This window comes from Campylobacter sp. RM5004 (genome assembly GCF_022369455.1).
Classification (GTDB): Bacteria; Campylobacterota; Campylobacteria; order Campylobacterales; family Campylobacteraceae; genus Campylobacter_E.
The window spans coordinates 242491-267696 of record NZ_CP059599.1 but is presented as its reverse complement, the minus strand read 5'-3'; the positions used below and the strand labels follow the sequence as shown (position 1 = coordinate 267696).

Below are 25206 nucleotides of genomic sequence, written 5' to 3'. Positions count from 1 at the left end.
CTAAATAGATTTATTATACTTTTTGATTTTGATTTAGCTTTTTAAAAGTCAAATTCCTATTTCAAATTCTTTTTTTATTATAATCAGCAAAAAGGAGTTTTGATGAAAGAGATTTTAAAGACTTATATAGATAAAGATTATAAAGCATTTCATGAAAGGCTAGTTTTTACAAAATACGAGATTTTAGGAATTCGCTCTAATATTCTTAAAGATTATGCAAAAAATCTTCAAAAAGAAAATAAATTTGATGAGTTTTTTCAAAACTTTTTAAAAGATGAAAAATTTTATGAATATTTGCAACTCATAGCCTATGGGATAAACTATGAAAAAGATTACCAAAAAGCCTTAGATTATACGAAAAAATATCTTAATTTCGTAGATAATTGGGCGAATTGCGATACTTTAGTTCCTAAAAGCTTTAAAAATAAAGACCTAAAACCTTTAGCAAATGAATTAATTAGCTCAAAGCATACTTATAAAATCCGTTTTGGGATTTTGTGCTTTATGAAATTTATTACCCCAAATGAAGGGCTAAAAATAGTTTTTGATATAAAAAGCGATGAATATTATATAAATATGGCAAGAGCTTGGTATTTTCAAGTAATGATGGTAAAGGATTTTAATCTTACATATAACTTTTTAAGCGCTAATAAACTAGATGTAACAACTCTTAAAATGACCTTGCAAAAATGTCGTGATAGCTTTAGGATTAGTAAAGAAAATAAAGAAAAATTGAAATTCCTAATTCAAATTCTTTAAAAATTTCTTAAAACGAAATCATCATTAAATATGCTTAAATCTATTAATTGCAAACTTTGTTTTAAGTTTGCAAGATTTTTATAATCTTGAAATTTTTGTAAATAATATTTGTTTTTATAGCCTGATTTTCTTAAAAACTCATACATATTGAAAATATCGCTAACACTTAGTAAGTCATAATGCCAAGTAGTTCTTATTTCAAATTCCACATCGCTATTATTAAGTAAATCTAAAGTTTGCTTAAACTCATCAAAATAATCAAGCCCTGTTAATTCGTATAATTTTTCTTTAGGTGCTTTAAAATCAATAGCAAAATAATCAGCCAAATTATTATCTAAAATGCTCTTTATTACATTAGGATTTGAGCCATTACTATCAATTTTGCACTTAAAATTAAGCTCTTTTGCAAGGCTTAAATATTTTAATAAATTAGGTGATTTCGTGCATTCTCCACCGCTAAAAACAACCCCATCAAGCAAAGAAATCCGACTTTTTAAAAAGTTTTTATATTCGCTAAAGCTAATATTTGCTTTAGTGCTTTTTATAATTTCTTCGTTATAGCAATATTTACACCTTAAATTACAACCTGATAGCCAAACTATGCAAGATAAATAATCCGGATAATCAATTATGCTAAATGGGGTTATATCATAAATCATTTTATCTCAAACATTTTTCTTTCTTTATGTTCGCCTTTTTTTCCTAGATTAAAGCTTTCTACGGGTCTGTGATAACCCATCACTCTTGTATAAACCATACATTTTGTTCTTTTTTCATTATCTATTGTTTTCATTTTAACTCCTTTTTTATAATTTCTTCATCGCACTTAGGACAATACTCATGCTCGCCTGCAATATATCCATGAATAGGACAAACGCTAAAAACAGGCGTAATTGTAAAATACGGCAAACGATAATTACTTGCGATTTTTTTCACTAAATTTTTGCATACATTTTTGTTTTCTAATTTTTCTTTCATATAAAGATGAAACACCGTTCCACCTGTATAAGCACATTGTAATTCATCTTGCATATTTAAAGCAAAAAATGGATCATCTGTATAATTTACAGGTAATTGTGTGCTGTTTGTATAATAAATCTCTTCGCCATTTCCTGCTTGAATAATGTCATTAAATCTTTTTTTATCTTCTTTAGCAAAACGATATGTAGTTCCTTCTGCTGGGGTTGCTTCAATATTGTATAAATTACCTGTTTGAGCTTGAAAATGCTTGATTTTTTCTCTTATGTAATTTACTAATTTTAAGCAAAAGCTTTTGCCAAAATCTGAACTTATATCATAAGTATCATTTGTGTAATTTCTTAGCATTTCATTAGCACCATTTATTCCTATGGTAGAAAAATGATTATTAAAGCTTGGTAAATATCTCTTAGTGTAAGGATAAAGCCCCCTATCATACATTTTTTTAATGAAAGCTCTTTTTAATTCAAGGCTATCTCGTGCTAGCTCTAATAACTCATCTAAGCGTTTATAAAGCCCTATTTCATCGCCTTTATACAAATACCCAAGTCTAGCAAGATTTATAGTAACCACACCTATACTTCCTGTCATTTCTGCACTTCCAAAAAGTCCGCCACCACGCTTAAGCAATTCTCTTAAATCAAGTTGCAATCTACAACACATTGAACGAACTGCATTTGGTTTATAAGCGTTTTCATCTTCTATTTTATTGCCAAATTCGTCTAATTTATATTGAGAACCTATGAAATTTTGAAAATACGATGAACCCATTTTCGCAGTATTTTCAAAAATCGCATCAGCAACATCGCTATCAAAGTCAAAATTTTCAGTTAAATTAATAGTTGGGATAGGAAAGGTAAAAGGCTGATGTGTTCTATCTCCTTCGCTTAAAACTTCATAAAAAATCTTGACAATTCTTTGCATTTCTTCTTCAAAATCGCCGTAAGTAAGCTCAAGAAGTGAGTTTTTGCCACGCTCTTTTGCTAATTTAAGTAATTCTTCATCATTTACGCCTTTAAAAAAATGGATATCATTTGAAGTTGGAAATTGATTTTTTAAATCATCAGGACAAACAATATCAAGCGTAATATTTGTAAACGGACTTTGTCCCCAACGAGCAGGAACATTTAGGTTATAAACAAAACTTACTAAATCCCTTTTAATCTCTGCATCATTTAATTTATCTTTAAAAACATAAGGCGCAAGATAGGTATCAAAACTAGAAAACGCTTGAGCCCCCGCCCATTCGCTTTGTAATATTCCTAAGAAATTTGCCATTTGCCCTAAAGCTTCTTTAAAATGTCTAGGTGGCTTGCTTTCTACCCTACTTCTTACTCCGTTAAAACCTTCATTTAGTAATACTCTTAAGCTCCAACCAGCACAATATCCACTAAGGCAATCTAAATCATGAATATGAAAATCAGCATTCCTATGTGCTAAACCTATTTCATCATTATAAACATTATCAAGCCAGTAATTTGCAATAACTTTTCCCGCTGAATTATTTATAAGACCTGCGTGAGAATAGCCTGTGTTTGAGTTTGCTTGTATTCTCCAATCGCTTCTATCAATATATTCGCTAATAGTAGCCGAGCAGTTTATGTAAGTGCCGTAATCAAGACTTTTTTCACGGCGTAATTTTCTTGTGTGTCTATATAACATAAAGCTTTTTAAAACTTCAAATTCTCTAGCTTCAAATAAGGCTTTTTCAATTTTATCTTGAATGTTTTCTACGCTTAAAAGCTCATCTTTTTCACAATCTTTAATAAGTGCTAAAATTAAATCTTTTGAAGCTTCTTTGTTACAACTTGCGTAAGCTTTATTTATAGCTTGCTCTATTTTATATGCCTTAAAAACTTCCTTTAAACCATTTCTTTTTAGTATCATTTTGATTGTCCTTTTTGTAATGAATATTTTCATTTTAGGCTTTAAAGTTAAAGAAAAGTTGCTACTAAGTTAAGCAAAAATCAAAGTGAAACATTAAAGTAAGAAAAGCAAAAGTTTAATTTTTGTAACGATTTATTTCACCGAACTTTTGCTTATTTTGATAATTTTAATTTTAAGATAAAAAATTTTACTTTAATTATAAAAGTTTTTCTAATTCCTAATCTAAATTCTTTAAGAATTAAGAAATAGAAATTAGCTATTTTATTTCGCATAAAATTTATGAAAAACTGCTGCAATTATCATTAATAAACTTCCTAAAGTAAAATTATAAAAATCAATATCAACCTTAAAAAATATCAAATTAACAAGTATTGCAACAGGAATAATCGCATTATTCATAAGTGCTAGCGTGCCACTATTTACTAAGGTTGCTCCTTTATTCCAGCAAAAATAACCTATACTTGAAGCTATTAATCCTAAATAAATTAAAGCCAAATATGAGTTCAAATCGCTTGGAATTTTGCTAAAATCTCCTAAAATCAAAAAGGCAATTAAGCTAACAATACAAGCACCTAAGAAAAAATATCCGAAGATTTCTTTATGAGATTTGATTTCGTATTTTTCGCATACTATTTTATAAAGACTTTGAGCAGCCCCAAAAACAATATTTGCAGCTTGAATTAACAAAAATCCTTTTAAAAAATCGCTACTTATTTCGCCTTGTTTGATTATAAAAGCTCCTAAAACACTTATGCTAATACTAATTAGATAAAAAGCTCTTAGTTTTTTAGAAAACAAATCATAAAACAAACTCACATAAAAAGGCGTAAAAATAGTAAAAAGTGCAACTTCACTAACGCTTAAAAACCTAAAAGAATTGTAATAAAACAAATACATTAAGCCTATTTCTAAGCTTCCTATTAATATTAAAAGCAATTTTAATTTGTTAAAAATGTTTCTATTTAAAAGTGGTAAAAATACCAAAAACGCTATAAAAACTCTAATAAAAATAGCAAAATAGCTATCCATTTTGCCACTTATAAAATATCCTATAATAGGAAAAGAAAAAGCCCAAATAAATGTAGTAATCCATAAATAAAACATATCATGCCGCCTTAAATCTAAGATATAAAAAGCCAAAAATAGCCGAGCAACAACTTGCACTTAGCACTGCTAATTTAGCACTATTAAAAATATCTGCATTTCCTTCAAATACCAAAGTATTTATAAAAAAACTCATTGTAAAACCTATTCCTGTTAAGATACTTGCTCCATATAAAATCTTTTTGCTAGATGGCAAGGTAGCTCCAAATTTATTTGCAAGCAAGCAAAATCCAAAAACACCTAATTGCTTACCTAAAAATAAGCCAAAAAATATTCCAAAAAATACACTATTTAAATTGCCTAAACTAAAATCAAGCAAAACTCCTGCATTAAATAATGCAAAAATAGGAAGTATTGCGTAATTTACATAAGGTGTTAAATCGTGCATTATTTTTTCTAAAAACTCTTTATTGTCTTTAGTTTTAAGTGGAATAAAAAAAGCACATAACATTCCTGCTAAAGTTGTATGAACTCCGCTTTCTAAAACGCACACCCAAATAAAAGCACCTGTAATTAAATAAAACATCTTATAAGTGCAATGAAAAAAATTGAGTAATAATAAAACAAAAACTCCAATAGACGCTAAAACTAATGATATATATAAAAGCTCATTTGTATAAAATATAGCAATTATAATAATTGCTGCAATATCATCAAAAATTGCAAGGCTTAACAAAAATACTCTAACGCTATTTGGAACATATTTTCTTAAAATCAGTAGTATAGCAACAGCAAAAGCAGTGTCAGTTCCCGTTGGAATTGCAAAGCCACTTAATTTATAAGAATCATAAAAATTAAAAAGCATATAAATAATAGCAGGAACTAAAATACCGCCTATTGCACCTGCAACTGGTAAAATTCTTTTTTTATTAGTATCTAATTCTCCACATAAAATCTCTTTTTTAACTTCTAAACCAATCCAAAAGAAAAAAATAGCAATCAAACCATCATTAACCCATAAAAACAAAGGTTTGCTTAGCGAATAATCAAGAAAACTAACAGACGCTCTAGCATTTAAACTTGCATCATAAAACTCGCTAAAAGATGAGTTTTTTAAAACAATTGCCAAAAAAGTCATAAATAATAATAAAAAAGCCGGTAAAAGTTCTTTGTTTATAGCTTGTATTTTCATCATTCTCCTTTTAATAAATTAAATAAAACATTCATAAAATGCTTGATTTAAAACACAAAAAGGATATTTTTCATACTAATTAAAAAAAATTAATAAAAGTTTCTATTAATAAAAATTCTTAATTAAAAAATTAAAAAAATAAAGCGAATAATAAAAATCCTAATTCCTATTTCAAATTCTTTAAGAAATCTTTGGAATTTGAAATAGGAATTTAAAATATTAAAAATAATAAGCAAGTCCTAATTCATAGCTTTCATTGCTATGTTTAATTTTTTTATAATCAGTAAAAATCGCAAAATTTTTAAATATTTTTGAATGAGTTTTGATATTAAAAATATCTAAATTATTATTTTTATAAAAATTTTTTTGATATATAAAGCTTAATTTATTTGTTTTGTAAGATAACTGAAAAATAATTTTATTATTAAAATTAATGCCCTTTTTATAAAAATCAAAACCACTTAAAATTGATAATAAATAAAAATTATTAGAAAAAGTAAGCCCGCCTAAAGTTTCTAAATTAAAATAATTTTTATCCAAAACTTCATCATACGCTAGTTTTATCGTAAAGCTTGGTTTGTGATTTATGTAGTTAAAATCAGATAAACTTGCTAAATTTAATAAAGTAAAATTATCAAGTTTTAATCTCTTATTTAATTTAACTTTAGTATTAAAAAACTCAACTGCAATTCCTTTGTCAAAACCAAAATCATCTTCATAAATATCATGAATAGCTGCTCTTAGATTTAAAAAAATATTATTATTTTTATCATAAGAAATTGCAATTTTGCTTGGATAATTTGAATAAATTATGCTTGTTTTTTCAGGTATTTTTGGTAATTTATCAATATTTGCTTTTGATAAAAAACTTGATATTTTGTGGGTTGTGTTTTTATATTCTTCTAATGGTATTTCACTTTTACTTGCATAATAACTGCTTAATTCATTTGCTAAAGCTAGGGTTAAATAATCATTATTTGGCTCTTGTTTGTTTAAGGCTATTTCTTTTGCTTGTTTAATTTGCTTATACGAAAGATTATTTGCTTGAGTTAATATAGTATTTAATTTAGAAGCTCTGTAATGATAATTTGTTATTAGTTCTTTTTCATTCATTTTTTGAATAGTATTGCTAGGAATTATGGTATAAAAAAAGCTATCTCTTAAATTTAAATTAGGCTTTGCATTTTCTAAAAGCCATAAAATATTATATGAACAATTTTTATTCAAAAATAAATAAGTTGAAGTTGTATCTTTTATCTCCCATAAATGCAAAATTAATCTACGAATTTCATCTTCATTTAAAGCTAAATCATACTCATAAAGATCCCTATTTTCACTATCTTTGTAAGTTTTTAACATATCATAATATGGTTTTAAAGAATACTTACCAACATATCCACCAAATAAGCCTTTGTATGCAAAAGCGATAGCATTCTCACTTTTTTCATCAACATCAGCAGCCCAGTTGATAGCATAAGAAATAAGCCTTGAGTTATAGTTAGAATTAATAAGTAAAAATGTATGTCCAAACATAGATGCAGGAGAATTTAAATAAGCTGCTGGATAAACAATACTTACTGATTTTGGATTTATGTATTCAAAAAAATTATTTAAATCAGAACAATTTAATTCTTGCGTTCTCTTAATATCTAAGTATTTTTCTAAAAATAAAGCCCTTAAAGGATATTTACATATAAAATGCAAATTATCATTGTCATTGCTAAATAAAATAGCTGAGTTTTCTTGATTTAATTTTATTTTCTTATTTAAATAATATTTTTTATCAATAAAATAATGAAACAAACTCTCGTAAAGCTCATTTTTTAAATCTTTATTTGAATAAAAAAAATCTTCATTAGTAATCTCGCTTTGATTGTTTGAATAATGTAAAAGATTTTTCCATTCTTTATGTAAATATAATTTATTTGTATCTATTGCATTTAAAAGTTTTAAAAAATATTCTTGAGAAATATTTAACTTCGAAAAATCATAAGATAGATTAAAATCTTGTGCTTTTATATAAATACAAAAGCACAAAAAAACTAATAGCTTTTTCAATTATAAAGCTGAAGCTTTGTCTAAAACTTCAGAGCCTACAACATTACTTGAATTATAAACTGCAAGATAATTAGCTCTTAAATTAGCTTTAAAACTTTCTACATCGCTTACTTCTAATAACTCCGCTAAAGTATCTAAATGCTCGCCTGTTCCTAATGCAGCCTCATTTGATAAAGCATCAAGATTAGCATTTACAAAATTAATAGCTTTTTCATTATGAACTAATCTTGCTTCTTGGCAATTTAAAGTTCCTGTTGTAATACCAAAAGTTTGATTACCAAAAGTACTATTTGTAGTAGCTTGTAATGCGTATAAAATAGCTGAATCAGGATTTTTAATGATTAATGTTCCTAAACCACATCCTGTTTGAGTATTTGCACCAGCAAATAAAGAAGTGCTAATAGCACCAACAACAAATAAAGAACCTAAAAGTTTCTTCATCTTATCTCCTTTTTAAACAAAAATTAAATGAATATTATAAAATTATAAAATAAACAAAGATTAAAAGTGGTGCGCCCGAAGGAATTCGAATCCCTGACCTTTTGAACCGCAATCAAATGCTCTATCCAGCTGAGCTACGAGCGCATAAAATAAGTTGTTTGAAAAAGTGGCGGACAGAGAGGGATTTGAACCCTCGAGCCCCGATTAAGAGCTGCACCCTTAGCAGGGGTGTGGTTTCAGCCACTCACCCATCTGTCCTTGATAAGTAAAACGCATATTATATATTTTAAAAATTAGTTTTAGCTTAAATTATTCCAAAACTTGTAATTTTTCATCACATAAATTTTTCCATTCACCGCTTCTACATTCTTTTAAAGCTTCTTTTGCTTTCATAAATTCTTTTTGTTCTATTAAAATTCTTGCTTCTTGATATTTTGCATAGCTAAATTCATCATCACTAAGCTTTAATTTATATAAATCAACTAAGATTTCTTTTGCTTCTTTTAAGCGATTTTTATTAATTAAAGCATCAATAGTAATAAACTCAATCTTAGGACTATATAAATTAACTCCTAAATAATTTTGTATATCAATAGCTTTCATTCCATAATTAATAGTTGAAATATCCAAATTATGACGCTTAAAGTATTCTAAAAACTCATCATACACCTCAACTAATCTTAAACCTTTGCCGTATTTTTCTAGTTGCTTTAAAGCAAAAATAGCATCGTTGTATTTATTTTGTTTTAAAAGTGCTAAAGATAAATAATAATAAGCATCAAAATACTCATGATTTTTGATTTTAAATCTTTTATTTAAAATAGAATGGATTGTTTTTTCTACTTCTTTGTAATTTTGCTTAATATATAAAATCTTAGCTTGTTGTATTCTATAAAATACTAAATCTTCATTTTCAAATTTTAATGCAAAATCTAATGCTAAATCTTTTTCTTTCTTGCGATCTAAACATTCTAAATATTTTTTCTTGTTTATAATAAACTCATCACTTACAAAATGATAATTTTTAATATAATTTAAAACATCATCACAATCATCGTTATTTAGAGCAATATTTAAAAGTTTTATTAAACTTTCTTTATATAGATTTATTAGCTCTTCATTCTCACTATCTTTAATTTTATCTTCTAATTTAAGAATTTTTTCATAATCTTGCTCTTTAAATAATAATTTTACTTCTTCATATAAAGCTCTTTTTGAAATATTATTATCATATTTAGCCATTAAAAAATTATAATATTCATGTAATTTAAAGCTGTCTTTTTCTTCTTTTTCAAAATATAAACTATCAATAGTTTCATCAATTACATTCATATATTCGCCATTAGGGAATAATTTTTTATATTCATTTAAATACTCATCAGCTTTTTTATAATCATTATTTTTTGCTAAAGATACTGCAAGATTTTTTAAAATTCTTTCATAATAATTATCTAACTTGCTTGAGTTTTTAAATAAAAATTCATATATCGGAGCACTTATGTCATACATTTTTTCTTTATAAAAATCATCGGCCAATGCTAAGGTTTTTTCCTTATCTTCTAATAAAAACTGCTCATTTGCATTAAATACCTTTAATACAAATTCTTTTGCTTCCTTTGCTTTATTGTGATTTATATTAATTTTTGCTAATGAAATAGCTGCCTTACTTGCAAGAACTGCATCATCTGAGCTAAATAATATATTATTATAAATTATAGTAGCAGCATCTCTTTTGCCGTGAGATAGTAAAAAGTCTGCGTAATTTAAACTTGCTAATTTTGTATAATAAGAGTTAGGATGTTCGTTATTTAATATATCAATGAAATATTCTGCATCACTTCTTTGCTCAAGTTTTAAATAAGTTTTTATCATCATTTGCAAAATTTCTGCATAATTTTCATCGCTAGGAAATATTCTTATATAGTTTTTAGCACTTGTAATTATTTCTTCACTAAGGCTTGTATTCACATTTAACAAATTAAACATAGCCCTAATTCTATACAAATAAAACTCACTTATAAAAACACTATTTTTATATTTTTCTAAGGCTGTATTACATAAATCAAGCAATTCTTTATATTGTTTATTATCATAATATTTTTTAATATTTAAATACGCATTTATGTCGCTATTATCACTGATATTTACTGGATTTTGATCTAAATCTAAACCTTCTATAAAAGGAGTTTTTAAATCAGGAAAAATTACATCAAAATCTAAACCATTAGGACTTAAATGACCTTGCGGATATTGATAAAACACAAAGGTATAATTTTTTGATTTATTTTTATTGCTTGAAAAAACTATATTATTCTCATAAAGCTTTTGCTCGCTATTTATTATAGATACATTAGTTTTTGGATAAATATATATATCTAACTTATCTTTTTTATTTTGAAATTCTAATTTAAATAACGATAAATCTTGATTAGCTAATAATCTTGATTTACCCTTAACGCTACACTTAATATATTGTTTTAAATTCTCATCATGCAAATCATCGCATGTTATATCGGTATTATTCTTAATATGTAGAACTGAAATATCTTTATTAGCTTCTTTGCCTGTGTTTATAAATAATTCAAAAGAATACAAATAAACAAAAGAGCAAAGAAGTAATAATTTTTTCATCAGCTAATATAATCTAAACCTAAGCTTGCTACAAATGAAGCAATAACTGCTAACACAAATGCTATTTTTTGTGCGTTATTAAAATATAAAAATCCTATTTCTTTATCAGCAAAAATAGCTTTTATAAATCTTAAATAAGCAAATAGCATAATAATTGAACTAACAGCCATACAAATAGCTGCATAAATATTTACATGAAGTGCGATATTAATAACTCCTACTTTAGCAAAGAATACTCCAAATGGCGGAAGCGCTGCTAAGTTAAGCAGTAAAATCACAATACAAATTCCAAGTAATGGATATTTTTTAAATACGCCTTGTAAATTATCATAAGAACTATCTTTAAATGCTCCTAAAAACATAAATAAAGCAATATTTACAAAAGCAAAAGTTAAGAAATAATATAAAAACATACTAGCTGATAAATCAACAAAAGCTAAAGTTGAATAAGCAAAAGATGAATGCGAAACAGAACTATATACAAGCATTAATTTAGCATTATCTTGCTTTAGCGACATAACACTAGCAAATAGCATAGAAATACAAGCAATGATTAAAACAATTTCACTTACATTAAAGAAATTATCAAAAGAACTAATAAATCTAAATGCAAATACCATCATTGCAATTTTTGGAACAATTGAAATAAATCCAGCTAAACTTGAATCAGCCTTTACATAAACATCTTTAAGCCACATATGAAGTGGAGCGATTGATAATTTAAATAAAATTGTAAGACCTACCATTACGAATGATAAAACACCTGCTGTGCTAACAACTTGTAATGTTTTTAATTCTAAACTTGCACTATCAAAGTAATACATAGCAGAACCCATAGCAAAAAATGCTGAGCCTAGCATTCCGTAATTAAAATATTTTAAAGCTCCATCTATTGCTTTTTTCTTAAATGCTATTAAGCTATAAAGAGCTAAAGATGAACCTTCAAGAGTTATAAACGCTACGATTAAATTATTTGTGCTAACCATAAAACTAAGGCATGAAATCATCATTAAAAATAATGCAAAAAACTCGCCTTCATCTGCTCTTTTGTTTGCAAGTAAGAAATAAATAGCCGATAAATAAATCAAAATACTTGAATATTTTGCTAAATCATCATATATAAACAATCCAAAAAAACTTTGCATATAAGAATCAGTGCTTATTTTACAAACAAGAGCTAAGATAAGAGCTAAAATACTAAGTCCTTTTAAGGCTCTTAAATCAAATTTATAAAATAAACTAGCTACTAGTATAAAACACGCAATAACTATTAATATAAGCTCTGATAAAATCAGTGATACATTTAAATCTAGTTGCATACAAACTCCTTATATAGCAAATTTAACATAATCTAAAATCATATTAGGATTTACTCCAAATACAATTATTATTATTGCTATAAATGTTAAAATCAATACTTGAAAAACGCAAGTGTTTATACTAACATTAGAATTACTTGTGCTTAAAAAGCTCTTTCTAAACATATTTAACATATAAATAGCACCTAAAATAACTACTAAAGTAGCAAATACACCAGCAATCTTGCTTGCTGCAAAAACACCATAAAGAACTAAAAACTCACCCGCAAAACTAATAGTTAAAGGTAGTGATATTGAAGAAAATAACAATACTCCAAATATAAAAGTCATATAAGGCATAGCTTTAGCAAGACCTTTTAATTCATCTAAATTATAAGTTTTATAATTATCTTTTATAATCTCAGCATAGAAAAACATTGCCCCACTTACAATAGCATGAGCTACCATATATAAAACAGAACCTGCTAAGGCAATAGGATGCATTACAAAAATACCTAAACAAATTATTCCTAAGTGTGAGATTGAACTCATTGCGCTTAATTCTTTAAAGTTTTTTGCATTGCTTGCTAAAATAGCTGCATAAATTGCTGAAATTATACATAAAGAATAAATTATTCCACTAAGCTCACTAATACTAGCAGCAAATAAAGGAACACAAAATTTAATCATTCCAAACGGAGCCATTTTAAAACTTGCAAGCATTACTGAAACAAAATTAGGAGCTTTTGAATAAGTCTTAATCGCCCAACTATGGAAAGGAAAAATAGGAGCTTTTATAGCAAAAGCTAAGAAAAAGCTTAAGAATAATAAAGTGTTTTCTTTAGCACTTAAATTACTTGTAGAAAAATAACTCATATCAAAGTTTAAAATAGCATTATTCACTCTTGCATTATAAGCTAAATAAATCATAGCTACAAGCATAAAAATAGAACCTAAAAACGCAAATACGAAAAACGATCTTGCTAGTTTTGCTTCATTATTTTTAACCATTAAATATAAAAGTGGTAATAATGATGCTTCCCAAAATACATAAAACAATAAAGCATCATTTGCTAAAAACAATCCATTCATACAAGCACTTAAAATCATAGCACTTATTAAAAAATCTCTTTTTTGATTTGAGAAAAAACACATAGATAAAAATAACATTAAATTAGCTACAAATGCTAAAGTAAATGCTATCTCATCTGCTTTTAAATTAATTCCGAAATTAAAAGCCTTAATAAGCGTATAATTAAAAATATGCAAATCTTCAACAATAACATAATAATTAAGGCATAAAATTATGAAAGAAAATAAAATTCCACTAACTTTAACAGCCTTATCATTTATAAAATAAGCACTTGCACCGAAAATCAAAGGTAAAAATATCAATAAACTAAGCATATATCACCACCATTGTTAAAAGTAAAAACGCACAAAAAGCACCTATAAACACTATATGAAGAGTTAGGCTATTGTTTTTGTGTTCGCAACAAATAAGATTAATAATCTTCTTTGGACATTCAAAAATTAAAGCATACAATCCTTCTTCAAAACCTGTTAAAACTTTTGATAAACACTTATAAGGATTTATAAAAATAATCTCATAAAGTTTTGGTATATAGTATTCATTTTCTAAAAGCTTTTTATATTTGCAATTACAAGTTTCTTTAGAGCCGTTTTTATACACAAAAATTGCCAAAACAATACCAGCAATAGCAACTACTAAAGATACAGCTATTAATAAATAATTATGGTGTAATTCTTGCATAGGTATTCTTATAAAATCAAAAAATGAACTATCCCAAAAACCTGAAATAATAGCTAAAATCGCAAGTGGTAACATAGCAAATAGTGCAATAGGTTTTGCTTCATGTGGATGGATATTATGATTTTGTGGAGCAAAAAATACCATCATAATTAGTCTAAAGCTATAAAACGCAGTTAAAAATGCAGTAAATAATAAAACAGCATAAATGCCGTAATGATCGCTTATGAATGCAAAATCTAAGATTTTATCTTTTGAGAAAAATCCTGCAAATGGATAAATCCCACTTAAAGCTAAACTTGCAAGTATCATTAAAACCGCAGTAATCTTCATAGGCTTATATAATTTTCCCATTTTATAAATGTTTAATTCATCGTGCATTGCATGCATTATATTTCCTGCACCTAAGAATAATAAAGCCTTAAAGAATGCGTGAGTTACTAAGTGAAATAAAGCTACTTTATAAGCACCTAGACCACAAGCAACGAACATATAACCTAATTGCGAAAGAGTAGAGAATGCTACAATTCTTTTTAAATCTTTTGCAGCAATTGCCATTGAGGCAGCAAAAAGCGCTACAAAAGCACCCAAACAAGCTATAAAATAACTAACGCTTGGAACTAAAGAAAATAAATCATGAGAGCGAATTATTAAATAAACCCCAGCAGTAACCATTGTTGCAGCGTGAATTAATGCTGAAACTGGTGTTGGACCTGCCATTGCATTCGCAAGCCAAGTGTGGAATGGAAACTGAGCTGATTTACCCATAGCACCTACAAATAATAAAGCTGCTATTAGAGTTAAAACATTTGGATTTAAAGTTTCGTGAAAATTTAAAATCCCAAAAACTTCCTTATAGCTTAAAGTTCCAAAATTAAAATATATTAAAAATATTCCTAAAAGCATTGCAAAATCGCTAATTCTATTCATAATGAAAGCTTCATTTGCTGCTAGCGAGAATTTTTCGTTTTGATACCAAAATCCGATTAATAACCAAGAGCATAAGCCAACGCCTTCCCAGCCTACGAATAATAATAAGAAGTTATCACTCATAACAAGAATTAGCATACAAAATACGAATAATCCTAAAAATGCAAAAAACTTGTTAAATCCAGCGTCATGCTCCATGTAATAAATACTATAAAAATGAACACAAGTTGCAACTAAAGTAACAACACACATCATAGTAAGGCTAACAGAATCTATTAAAAGACCGAAATTAATTCCTAATAAGCCTATCCACTGACCTAAATTTAGATAAAAATTTACATTCATTAAATGATAAAGCGAAATTAAAGAATAAACAAAAGCAAGCAACATCAAATAAGAACAAAAATATCCTATTACCTTATTTTTAGGTGAAAAAGAATAAATCCCTGCAAAAATCGCACTTAATAGCGGTAAAAATAAAACATATAAAACACTCATTTGTAATCTCCAAAATCAAGACTCTTTGTTTGTCTATATTTAATCACACAAAAACTAAGTCCTATCGCAATCTCACAAGCAGCTATTGCCATTATAAATATCGCAAATACTTGCCCATCTAAAGCATTATGTAGCTTAGAAATTGATACAAAAGCAAGATTTGCAGCATTTAGCATAATTTCTGTTGATATAAAAAACATTATTAAATTTTGTCTTCTTAATACCCCAAATAAACCTACTAAAAACAAAATAAGTGATAATAATAAATAATTCATTGCTCATCCTTTATTTTCTTAGCAACTAAAACAATAGCAGCTACTATTACCATCAATAAAATCAATGCAACTATTTCAAATGCTAAAAGATATTTTGTAAATAAAATTATTCCTAAGCTACGAGTATTCTCAAGCTCTTCGCTTACTAATAAGGTTGACTTAGATGAATTAAGTTTAAAACCTAAAGACATAATAACCATAAGAGCACTTGCTAAAATACTCAAAGTAAAAAAAGTCTTTTTATGTTTTAGATTTTCTTTTAATTCTTTACTTAAATCAAAAAACATCATAGCAAAACTATAAAGTCCTAAAACAGCTCCACTATAAACAATAATTTGTGCAGCACCTAAAAACTCAGCACCTAATAAAAAATAATGAGCACTAAGCAAAACCATTCCACAAGCAAGAGAACTAAGAGAATATAAAATATTTTTAGAACTTACAGCTATAACAAAAAATCCCGTAACTAACGCGGCGAAAACATAAAACACAAATAACTCAAACATCTTTTGCCTCTTTATTAGTTTTTTCTTCGCTAGAATTTGAATTAGGAATTAAAGCTTCCCTTTCTTTCATTACATCATAATAATTAGGGGTTTGTTTAACAAACTCATCAGCATCAGCTCTTAAACTTCCACTTCCTTCAAACTCAACTTGATTAATCAAATCATCAATAGGAGTTAATATATCTTTTTTATGAGCGAAATACGCTCTTTGCTCTGCTGCATTTTCATATTCAACCCCATGAACAATAGCAAGCTCAGGGCAAACCTCAGCACAAAATCCACAATAAATACAACGGCCAAGGTTAATAGAATAATTACTTACAAGCTTTCTTCCATCTTCGCCTAATTTTGTCTCCATTCTAATACAATTTGAAATACAAATTTTTTCACATAATCCACAGCCTATACAACGCTCGGTTTCACTTTCTATAAATCTTTGCAATCTATGAACAGCACGATAGCGATTATCAAGCTTGATTTTTTCCATAGGGTATTTAATAGTTGCTGTGTTACCCCTTTTAAATGTTTCGTTTATAATAAATGCTAAACCGCTGATTAAGTCAGTATTTAAGCATCTTTTTACACTTCTTATAAATTTTTCATAAGGAGTTAAGATTAGTTTTCTTTTTTCATCTACTACATAATACTTTTTCATAAGTTCTCCTTATAGTGCTAATAATGCAGTTATGATTAAATTAGCACCTGCAACAGGTAATAAAATCAAATAACTCATTCTCATAATCTGATCAGCTCTTAAATGTGGAAAAGTTCCCCTAGCCCAAAAATACCATGAAAATACAAAGCATATTTTTAAAATCATAGCAATTGCACCTGGTATAAAATAAAAATCATTATATCCGCCAAGGAATAGTAATGAAATTAAAATTGAGCCTAAAATCATACTAGCATACTCACCTATAAAAAACATTCCCCAGCGAAGACCACTATATTCAGTTCCATAACCTGCAACTAATTCAGGGTCGTTTTCTGCTAGACATAAAGGAGTTCTATTTGTTTCCATAAATATAGCTATTGTAAATAATATACAAGCTATAGGCTGCTTAAATACTAGCCATGATAAAATTCCGCCTTCTTGATAAGCATTAATATCAACCAAACTCATAGAACCTGTTAATAGTACAACAGCAAGTAAGCAAAGTCCGCTAACACCTTCATAAGAAATAATAGTTACTAAAGCTCTAGCACCACCAATTAAAGGATATTTACTTGAGCTTGCCATACCGCCTAAAAATATAGCATAAGCACAAAGCGAAGAACATCCAGCAATATATAAAACTGCAATATTTACATCAGCAATTATAGGCTTAATTGTATGTCCAAATAATGTAAATTCAGGAAAAATTGGCACAGCAGCAAAAGCCATAAAAGCACAAATTGCAGAAATTAACGGAGCAACCTTGAATACCTTACTATTTGTCATATAAGGGATTAAATCTTCTTTAGTAAATAATTTAATCATATCTGGAACGATTTGTAAAACCCCAGCAGGTCCTACCATATCAGGTCCAAGTCTTCTATGAACATAGCCTAAAACTTTTCTTTCTAAATAAGTTGCAAAACCTGCTAATGAAGCAAAAATTGCAATTACTAAAAGACACTTAATTAGTGTAATTATTACAAAAAACATTGTTTCACTCATGGCTTATTTCCTTTATATTTAACGCATAATAACGTCTTGTTTTAAAGAATTTATAAGGATTTATCTTATCATCAAATGTAGGCAAGTATGCACCATTTTCAATATCTTTATCAAGAACTACCTTAATGATAATTTCATCTTTATCATCATAAATCTTCACCATAGAATTTTCTTTTAAATTATGCTTTGCTAAATAATCTTTACTTGCATAAAGAGAGGCACATTCATTAAAAAAGCTTGATTTATTTGTGTATTTTGATAGATTTCCAACAGGATTTGCAAGTATTACAACATCATCTTTATTGCACTCACAAGCTAATTGTTGATTTTGTGGGATTTGTAATTCCTGATTCAAATTCTTTACAAATTCGCAAGTATTTATTAAATAACCGCGATGATTATTTCCTGCATTATCATAATAATTCGTTAAATCATCAAAAGCTATATTTAAAAATCCTTTATCTTTAGGTAATTGCTCTGTGTAATCAATTGTATATTTAGCATTTAAGCCTAATTCATTTGCTAAATCATTTAAAAAATATCCTTTAAAGCTTAAAGCAGCATTTGTAGGAACTAATCTTGTGTCATAATTTACAAAAGTTCCTTCTTGCTCTATCAAGCTTGAACTTGCTAAATTATTATGTTCATCATTTGAGAATGAAAAGTCTCCACGCTCATTATAACCCATAGTAAATCCATCACAAGCTTTACTTAATTTACATATTAAACTAACACCTAAAGTATTAGTGCGAGGTGGTATTAACATTACTTTAAAATCTGTTGATTTTTGAATATTTGCAAGTAAATACGCTAAATATTTTGCATTTTCATGATAGAAATAATCATTTCCTACAATTAAAGTAAAATTAGATTTCTTTAATAATAAATCTTTTAATTTATCTTCATCAAAGCCTAATTCTTTTGCAAGGCTTGATTTTTTAATTGTTTGAGTTTGCTTTTCTTTAATTTCATTACCTTCAGCATCTTTTGATTTAACTTCTACTTCAATTTGTTCTTCATAAAAGGCTTCTTTTATATAGCCTAAATCTTGTGGTAAATCTTTTGCAAAATACTGCAAAATAAACTCAAGAACTTTTGCTTCTTTACCATAATCACAAGCTACATTTACGAAGTTTTTAGCAATTTTTGAAAGTTTAGTGTCTTTAATAGGATGAAAATAAAGCCCAGCACCCTTATTCATAACAATAGCATTATTTACTTTATATGATAAAGTAGGATTATCGTGTCTTAAAAAACTTCCTGCAATAACAATAAAATCAGATTTTTTTACATCTTCACTACTTGCATTATAAAAACTACCTGCAAAAGAACAAAATGTCTTTAAAAACTCTTGAAAGCATAAAGCTTCATTATTTACTAAATTAAAGCCAAATTTAGCTCTTAATAATTCTAAAATATATGCTTCTTCGTTTGTTATATAGCTATTAAACTTAACATTTTTAATCTTATTTTCTTTAAACAATAAAACCAAGCGATTAAACTCAGCTGTATCTTTACCCTTACAATCACTTGTAATATCATAAGCAAATCTAGCTGCTTTATTTAAGGTTGTGAAATGAAAATCATTTGAAACCCTATAAATCATTTTAGAATTATCTTTAATGCTTTTTTGTTTTATATCATAATATAAAAGCTCACAATCACTACTATGTGGATTGCTTGCAGGTATGCGAGTAAGTTCCCATGCGTTTGAGCGATATTGAAAGTTTTTGTTTATTAAAGCTCCAGTTGGACATACACTAACACACTCCCCACACTCTTGACATTCAAGGCTTTTGTCATTTTGTGGAGATATTAAAGATTTTTGAAATTTTGTCCATACTGCATAAGCGTCTTTACCCATAGTATCTTTAAAATCTTTATCAGGTGCATCACCACCACGAGCAGTGGTTTTTAATTCATTATCACCGATTTTATCTTTACATACCGTAATACATCTTTCACATACTATACAAAGGCTTGGGTCGTATTGTAATAAACCCCAATCTTTATGGCGTCTATCTATTTCTTTTATCCAGTGATTTTGAGTATCTACTTTAGCTTTATGAGTGAAATTTTGTAATTCACATTCTCCACTTTTATCACAAACACCGCATTGTAAAGGGTGATTTATACAATAAGTTTGCATGATTGCATTACGCTCATCCCATAACTCTTGCGTATTGCTTAAAACTTGCATTCCATCTTTTACTTTAGTATTGCATGCATAAGAACGTTTGCCATCAACTTCAACCATACACATTCTACAAGCTAAAGTTGGGCTACAATCGTTTAAATAGCAAATTGCAGGGATAAAGATATCATTAGCACGAGCAACTTGCAGTACATAATCGCCTTCATTTGCTATGCATTCTTTACCATTGATATTAATTTTCATTGCTTACTCCTTTAACTACGCAAGGACTAAAAGCGTAATTATTTTCTTTTTTACTTAATGCAAAAAGTCCTTTTAAGCTACTATCAATTTTTACTTGTTTTCTTAATACCTTGTTTTTAGTCTTTATATCTACTAAATCAAATTCTTTAATTCTTGCAAGAGCAGCAAATGCTGGGCTTACAATAAATTCATCATTTTCTAAGCATTCATATAAAATTAAACCATTATTATCATCTAATTCTTCTAAACTAGAAGCCTTTAATTCATAATCAAACATTAGCTCAATATTAAAATGCTTAGCTAGTTTTTTTGCAAAATAATAAATATTTTTATCTTTATGATAGAGCAAATTACTATCTAATAATATCAAATTAGCATCTTTTAAAAACTCTAAAATCTCTCCTGCTTCTTCTTCTCCAAAGCAGCTTTCTGCACTAAGCTCTCCTATATCAAATTCATCTAAACCTGCCATAGTGCAAAGTAAAGCTAAAACATAGCATTCAGTTCCTAATTCGCATTTATAAAACTCTTGCTTTAAACGCTCATCAAAAAAACTGCCTATGTTAATTATCTCGTCGTTTTTAAAATTATTTAAGACTTCTTTGCTTGCATAATTTAAGAAGCTTAAAATTTTCATTTTGCTTCCTTTTTAATAACTATAGTCCAATCACATTGATTAAACTTAAGTGAATTCATCATTTTGCAATTATTATTAGCTACAAACTCGTAAGCTTTATCAATATTTGAAAAATCTCCAATTTCAAACAATACAACTAAAACTTCGTTTTCTTTAGCATTATCTATATGATTTTTTAAATCTACGAATAAATCTTTACTTTTTCTAAGGTCAATTCTTCTCATCTATCAATCTCCCCTAAAACAATATTAGTTGAACCCATAATAGCAACAACATCTGCTACATAAGTTCCAACAAGTAATTCTTCATAAAAAGAACAATGCCAAAAACTAGGAGTTCTAGCCTTAAGGCGATATGGTCTAGTTGAACCATCACTTTTTATAAAGTATCCAAGCTCACCTTTAGGACTTTCAGTTGGAACATAAACATCTCCAACAGGTGGGCGAAGACCTTGAGTAACCAATACGAAATGCTGCATTAAAGAATAATTTTGTGTCATAATTTGCTCTTTACTAGCACTTACAAATTCTTTATTATTACAAATTAATTCAGGAGAACTCTCTCTATACATAGGAACTAATTGTCTAAGTATTTTTACGCTTTCACGAAATTCTTGCATATAGCATTTATATCTTGCGTAAGTATCACCTTGTTTTGCTACTGGAACTCCGAATTGAACTTCATTATATAACAAGTATGGCTCTTCTTTTCTAATATCCCATTCAACACCACTACCACGAAGCATAACGCCACTACAACCCCAGTTTAGTGCTTGTTCTTTTGTAACAACTCCAACTTCTTCAGTTCTTAAACGCCAAATTCTATTATCATCAAGCAATGTTTCATAGTCTTTTACATCGTTTAAAAATTTATCACAAAATCTTAAAAGCTCTTCATTAAAACCTTGTGGTAAATCGAGCATAGCTCCACCAATTCTCATAGATGAATGTGTAAGTCTTGCTCCACAATATTTTTCTACCAAATCCATTACATATTCACGCTCTCTAAAGCAATATAAAAACACAGTCATTGCCCCAATATCAAGCGCGTGGGTAGCAAGCCATAATAAGTGGCTTGCAATTCTATTTAATTCTAATAGCATCATTCTAATAATTTGAGCGCGTCTAGGGATTTCTAAACCACAAAGCTTTTCAACAGCAGCTACATACGCATAGTTATTTGCACTTGCTGCTACATAGTCCATTCTATCAGTAGTTGGAATAAATTCTTGATAAATCATATTTTCAGCCATTTTTTCCATACCACGATGCATGTAACCTATCATAGGAACACACTTTACTACCTTTTCGCCATCAAGCTCTAAAACTAATCTTAAGTTTCCATGCGAGCTTGGGTGCTGAGGACCCAGGTTTATAATCATTCTGCCATCTTCTTTTGTAAAAGCTATATTTTCATAATATGGTTTTAATTTTGATGGTATTTGCATTATCTTCTCCCATCTATATATTTTGAATCTGCGCGTTTAATTTTCTTAACAAACATAACGCCTTCATCTTCTTGATATTCTTGCTTATAAGCAATACTTATAGGCTCAGCTCCTTTTGGAACTTCATGATAAATTCTTGAGAAATTATTAGTATCATCACAATCTACTCTACCTGCATCACGATTCTCAGGGCCAACAACCTCACGATAATCTTTACCGAAGATTCTATCAATTTCATACCATTGTGCAAATTCATCACCTTGTAATGGATATGATTTTTTAAGCGGATGATCAAACCAATCATCAGGCATTAATAATCTTTTTAAATTAGGATGATTAATGAAATTAATTCCTAACATATCATAAGCCTCACGCTCAGACCAATTTAAACCCTTAAACACACAAACTCCGCTCTCAATAGTTTCGTTTGCTTTACAGGTTGTAACTATTCTAATTCTTTGTTTTTTAGTCATATTTAATAATAAATATTGAACTTCGTATGAATTATCTTTTGCTAGAAAATCAGAGCAAATTAGTTCGGTAAAAGATGTAAATCCTAAATCTTTAGCTAATCTTAAAGCCTTTAAATTATCTTCTTTATTTATAAAAAACACTGCAATATCTAATTCTACGAAAGAATTTGAAATAGGAATTATGTTTTGAAATTCATTGTATAAATATTCAAATTCACTACCTATTATTGATACTTTATTTGTCTGTGGTGCATGATAAAATCTATCTTTATAATAATCTTGTTTTTGTGCATTTATCCTATCTTTATACTCTCTCATCATACCAACCTTTTTGCTGCTATTTTTTTACATATTTTTTCTTTTCTTATCTTTTTTTGAAGTATCATTAAAGCAAATTGAAAAGACTCAGGTCTAGGCGCACAACCAGGCACATAAATATCAACAGGAACAATTCTATCTACACCTTGCACGGTTGAATAAGTATTAAACATACCGCCAGTATTCGCACAGCTACCCACTGATATAACCCATTTTGGATCAGGCATCATATCATATAATCTTCTTGTAAATTCAGCATGTTTTTTACTAAGAGTTCCAGCTACTAACATTACATCACTATGTCTTGGACTTGCTCTAAAAATAGTTCCAAATCTATCAAAATCATATCTAGAACCACCGCCTGCCATCATTTCAATAGCACAACATGCAAGACCATAAGAAAAAGCCCATAAAGAGTTACTTTGTCCCCAACCAACTAACTTATCAACAGAAGTTAAAGCTATTGGCATACCATTTGTATTTAGTTGATGCTCTGCCATTTTAAAGCTCCTTTCTTATAAGCATAAATAAATCCAATTAAAAGTAAAACAAAAAAGCAAACCATTTCAATCAATGCAAATAAGCCTAATTTTTTATACATTAAAGCCCAAGGATACATAAACACAACTTCTATATCAAATAAAATAAAAATTAGTGCGAAAATAAAAAATTGTGAGTTGATTTTAACAGCTTGTTTTTGTGGTAATGGACCGCATTCATAAGGTCCTAAGCCTAATTTTTTTCTATTTTTTCTAGCTAAAGAATTGCCTATTGTTTTAGCCAAAAAAACTAGTCCAAAAAATAAACCAGTAGCAATAACTAGCATTGCCAAAATACCAAAATATTGAATTTCTATACCCGAACTAGACATTTTGTTCCTTTCAAAAAATTGTTTTGGATTTACGAAAATAATTCATAAATGATAATCAAAAAAACTTAATTATTTCTTGCTTTTAATTAAGTATTAAAGTATTAAAACTTTTTTAAGAAAAAATATTATATAATTCACGCTTTTTAATAAATTTTTTGAAAGGATGAAACGTGCCTACCATAAATCAATTGGTTAGAAAAGAACGCAAAAAAGTGATTGTAAAGTCTAAATCACCAGCGTTAAAGGATTGCCCACAAAGACGTGGCGTATGTACAAGAGTTTATACTACAACTCCTAAAAAACCTAACTCAGCGTTAAGAAAAGTTGCAAAAGTTAGATTAACAACAGGATTTGAAGTTATTAGTTATATCGGTGGTGAAGGCCACAACCTACAAGAGCACAGCATTGTTTTAGTGCGTGGTGGAAGGGTTAAGGACTTACCAGGTGTTAAGTATCACATTGTTCGTGGTGCATTAGATACTGCAGGTGTTGCAAAAAGAACAGTTTCAAGATCAAAATACGGAACAAAAAGACCAAAGCCAGGTCAAGCAGCAGCTCCTACAAAAGGCAAAAAATAATAAAGAGTTTCGCAGATTCGCAGCTTAGATATGCGGCGTAATTTGAGTAAATTAAAAATTTTAAGTTGAAGAGGAAAAAATGAGAAGAAGAAGAGCACAAGTTAGAGAAGTTCTAGCTGATCCTATTTATGGTAGTAAAGTAATTACAAAATTTATTAATTCATTAATGTATGATGGTAAAAAATCTATTGCTACTGAAATTTTATATGGTGCGATTGATTTAATATCGTCAAAAAATAGCGAAGTTAAAGGTATTGATGTATTCAATGATGCTATTGAAAATGTTAAGCCTGTATTAGAAATTAAAGCTCGCCGTGTTGGTGGTGCAACTTATCAAGTTCCAGTTGAAGTTCGCCCAGTTCGTCAACAAGCTCTAGCAATTCGCTGGATTATCCTAAATGCTAGAAAAAGAAGTGAAAGAACTATGATTGAAAAACTAGCAGGTGAGTTAATGGATGCAGCAAATAGCAAAGGTGCAGCATTCAAGAAGAAAGAAGATACTTATAAAATGGCAGAAGCTAACAAAGCGTTTGCACATTATAGATGGTAAGAAGGA

The 25206-nt window shown here is 28.3% G+C and carries 25 protein-coding genes and 2 tRNA genes; 3 read left to right on the top strand and 24 right to left on the bottom strand.

Annotation, left to right across the window (positions count from 1 at the left end; all coding sequences use genetic code 11):
• The first annotated feature begins 102 nt into the window (after positions 1-102).
• Complete coding sequence (locus tag AVANS_RS01340) at positions 103-759, top strand: DNA alkylation repair protein (RefSeq protein ID WP_239817863.1); 657 nt, start codon at positions 103-105, stop codon at positions 757-759.
• Here AVANS_RS01340 and AVANS_RS01335 read toward each other — a convergent pair.
• The 24 genes from AVANS_RS01335 to AVANS_RS01225 form a co-directional block, all read right to left on the bottom strand.
• Positions 756-1418 carry an anaerobic ribonucleoside-triphosphate reductase activating protein gene (locus AVANS_RS01335; protein WP_239817862.1) on the bottom strand — a complete coding sequence of 221 codons (663 nt, stop codon included), beginning with the start codon at positions 1416-1418 and terminating at the stop codon, positions 756-758. The two genes, AVANS_RS01340 and AVANS_RS01335, sit on opposite strands and share 4 nt — an antisense overlap.
• Positions 1415-1552, bottom strand: coding sequence for an anaerobic ribonucleoside-triphosphate reductase (nrdD, locus tag AVANS_RS09540; protein WP_275583449.1), 138 nt, complete (start codon positions 1550-1552; stop codon positions 1415-1417). The genes AVANS_RS01335 and nrdD overlap by 4 nt, the downstream gene beginning before the upstream one ends.
• A complete protein-coding gene (locus tag AVANS_RS01330; RefSeq protein WP_275583460.1) occupies positions 1549-3630 on the bottom strand; it encodes a ribonucleoside triphosphate reductase in 2082 nt (693 codons plus the stop codon). Before AVANS_RS01330 ends, nrdD begins: the two co-directional genes overlap by 4 nt.
• A 255-nt stretch (positions 3631-3885) precedes the next feature.
• Positions 3886-4728 (bottom strand): EamA family transporter, encoded by an 843-nt coding sequence (locus AVANS_RS01325; protein WP_239817861.1) that lies wholly within the window; start codon positions 4726-4728, stop codon positions 3886-3888.
• A 1-nt stretch (position 4729) separates the two neighbouring features.
• The gene (gene nhaA, locus AVANS_RS01320) at positions 4730-5863 is read right to left on the bottom strand and encodes a Na+/H+ antiporter NhaA (protein WP_239817860.1); all 1134 of its coding nucleotides are present in this window, start codon (positions 5861-5863) and stop codon (positions 4730-4732) included.
• Positions 5864-6079: 216 nt separating this feature from the next.
• Positions 6080-7918, bottom strand: coding sequence for a DUF4105 domain-containing protein (locus AVANS_RS01315; RefSeq protein WP_239817859.1), 1839 nt, complete (start codon positions 7916-7918; stop codon positions 6080-6082).
• On the bottom strand, positions 7919-8359 hold the full coding sequence (locus AVANS_RS01310; RefSeq protein ID WP_239817858.1) for a DUF3015 family protein: 441 nt from the start codon (positions 8357-8359) through the stop codon (positions 7919-7921). It abuts the gene before it with no gap.
• A 67-nt stretch (positions 8360-8426) separates the two neighbouring features.
• Positions 8427-8503 (bottom strand) — tRNA-Arg (locus AVANS_RS01305).
• 23 nt (positions 8504-8526) lie between these two features.
• Positions 8527-8617, bottom strand: a tRNA-Ser gene (locus AVANS_RS01300).
• A gap of 51 nt (positions 8618-8668) precedes the next feature.
• Complete coding sequence (locus AVANS_RS01295) at positions 8669-10990, bottom strand: tetratricopeptide repeat protein (RefSeq protein ID WP_239817857.1); 2322 nt, start codon at positions 10988-10990, stop codon at positions 8669-8671.
• Entirely contained in the window at positions 10990-12309 is a 1320-nt protein-coding gene (locus AVANS_RS01290; RefSeq protein WP_239817856.1) for a proton-conducting transporter membrane subunit, read from the bottom strand. The genes AVANS_RS01295 and AVANS_RS01290 overlap by 1 nt, the downstream gene beginning before the upstream one ends.
• A 9-nt stretch (positions 12310-12318) precedes the next feature.
• A complete protein-coding gene (locus AVANS_RS01285) occupies positions 12319-13695 on the bottom strand; it encodes an NADH-quinone oxidoreductase subunit M (RefSeq protein WP_239817855.1) in 1377 nt (458 codons plus the stop codon).
• Positions 13688-15487, bottom strand: a complete 1800-nt coding sequence (gene nuoL, locus AVANS_RS01280) for an NADH-quinone oxidoreductase subunit L (RefSeq protein ID WP_239817854.1) — start codon at positions 15485-15487, stop codon at positions 13688-13690. The genes AVANS_RS01285 and nuoL overlap by 8 nt, the downstream gene beginning before the upstream one ends.
• A complete protein-coding gene (gene nuoK / locus AVANS_RS01275; RefSeq protein WP_239817853.1) occupies positions 15484-15762 on the bottom strand; it encodes an NADH-quinone oxidoreductase subunit NuoK in 279 nt (92 codons plus the stop codon). Before nuoK ends, nuoL begins: the two co-directional genes overlap by 4 nt.
• Positions 15759-16268 (bottom strand): NADH-quinone oxidoreductase subunit J, encoded by a 510-nt coding sequence (locus tag AVANS_RS01270; RefSeq protein WP_239817852.1) that lies wholly within the window; start codon positions 16266-16268, stop codon positions 15759-15761. The genes nuoK and AVANS_RS01270 overlap by 4 nt, the downstream gene beginning before the upstream one ends.
• A complete protein-coding gene (gene nuoI, locus AVANS_RS01265) occupies positions 16261-16923 on the bottom strand; it encodes an NADH-quinone oxidoreductase subunit NuoI (protein ID WP_239817851.1) in 663 nt (220 codons plus the stop codon). The genes AVANS_RS01270 and nuoI overlap by 8 nt, the downstream gene beginning before the upstream one ends.
• A 9-nt stretch (positions 16924-16932) precedes the next feature.
• The gene (nuoH, locus tag AVANS_RS01260; RefSeq protein ID WP_239817850.1) at positions 16933-17928 is read right to left on the bottom strand and encodes an NADH-quinone oxidoreductase subunit NuoH; all 996 of its coding nucleotides are present in this window, start codon (positions 17926-17928) and stop codon (positions 16933-16935) included.
• Positions 17921-20326 (bottom strand): NADH-quinone oxidoreductase subunit G, encoded by a 2406-nt coding sequence (locus AVANS_RS01255; RefSeq protein ID WP_239817849.1) that lies wholly within the window; start codon positions 20324-20326, stop codon positions 17921-17923. Before AVANS_RS01255 ends, nuoH begins: the two co-directional genes overlap by 8 nt.
• Positions 20316-20963, bottom strand: a complete 648-nt coding sequence (locus tag AVANS_RS01250; RefSeq protein WP_239817848.1) for a hypothetical protein — start codon at positions 20961-20963, stop codon at positions 20316-20318. Before AVANS_RS01250 ends, AVANS_RS01255 begins: the two co-directional genes overlap by 11 nt.
• The gene (locus tag AVANS_RS01245) at positions 20960-21187 is read right to left on the bottom strand and encodes an NADH-ubiquinone oxidoreductase subunit E family protein (protein ID WP_239817847.1); all 228 of its coding nucleotides are present in this window, start codon (positions 21185-21187) and stop codon (positions 20960-20962) included. Before AVANS_RS01245 ends, AVANS_RS01250 begins: the two co-directional genes overlap by 4 nt.
• Positions 21184-22410 carry an NADH dehydrogenase (quinone) subunit D gene (gene nuoD / locus AVANS_RS01240; protein WP_239817846.1) on the bottom strand — a complete coding sequence of 409 codons (1227 nt, stop codon included), beginning with the start codon at positions 22408-22410 and terminating at the stop codon, positions 21184-21186. The genes AVANS_RS01245 and nuoD overlap by 4 nt, the downstream gene beginning before the upstream one ends.
• Positions 22410-23201 (bottom strand): NADH-quinone oxidoreductase subunit C, encoded by a 792-nt coding sequence (locus tag AVANS_RS01235; protein WP_239817845.1) that lies wholly within the window; start codon positions 23199-23201, stop codon positions 22410-22412. Before AVANS_RS01235 ends, nuoD begins: the two co-directional genes overlap by 1 nt.
• Entirely contained in the window at positions 23201-23701 is a 501-nt protein-coding gene (locus AVANS_RS01230) for an NADH-quinone oxidoreductase subunit B (protein ID WP_239817844.1), read from the bottom strand. Before AVANS_RS01230 ends, AVANS_RS01235 begins: the two co-directional genes overlap by 1 nt.
• A complete protein-coding gene (locus tag AVANS_RS01225; protein ID WP_239817843.1) occupies positions 23683-24072 on the bottom strand; it encodes an NAD(P)H-quinone oxidoreductase subunit 3 in 390 nt (129 codons plus the stop codon). Before AVANS_RS01225 ends, AVANS_RS01230 begins: the two co-directional genes overlap by 19 nt.
• Before the next feature lie 170 nt (positions 24073-24242).
• Between AVANS_RS01225 and rpsL the strand changes: the two genes are divergently transcribed.
• Positions 24243-24650, top strand: a complete 408-nt coding sequence (gene rpsL / locus AVANS_RS01220; RefSeq protein ID WP_214117487.1) for a 30S ribosomal protein S12 — start codon at positions 24243-24245, stop codon at positions 24648-24650.
• A 79-nt stretch (positions 24651-24729) separates the two neighbouring features.
• Positions 24730-25200, top strand: a complete 471-nt coding sequence (gene rpsG, locus AVANS_RS01215; protein WP_239817842.1) for a 30S ribosomal protein S7 — start codon at positions 24730-24732, stop codon at positions 25198-25200.
• The last annotated feature ends 6 nt before the right edge of the window (positions 25201-25206 follow it).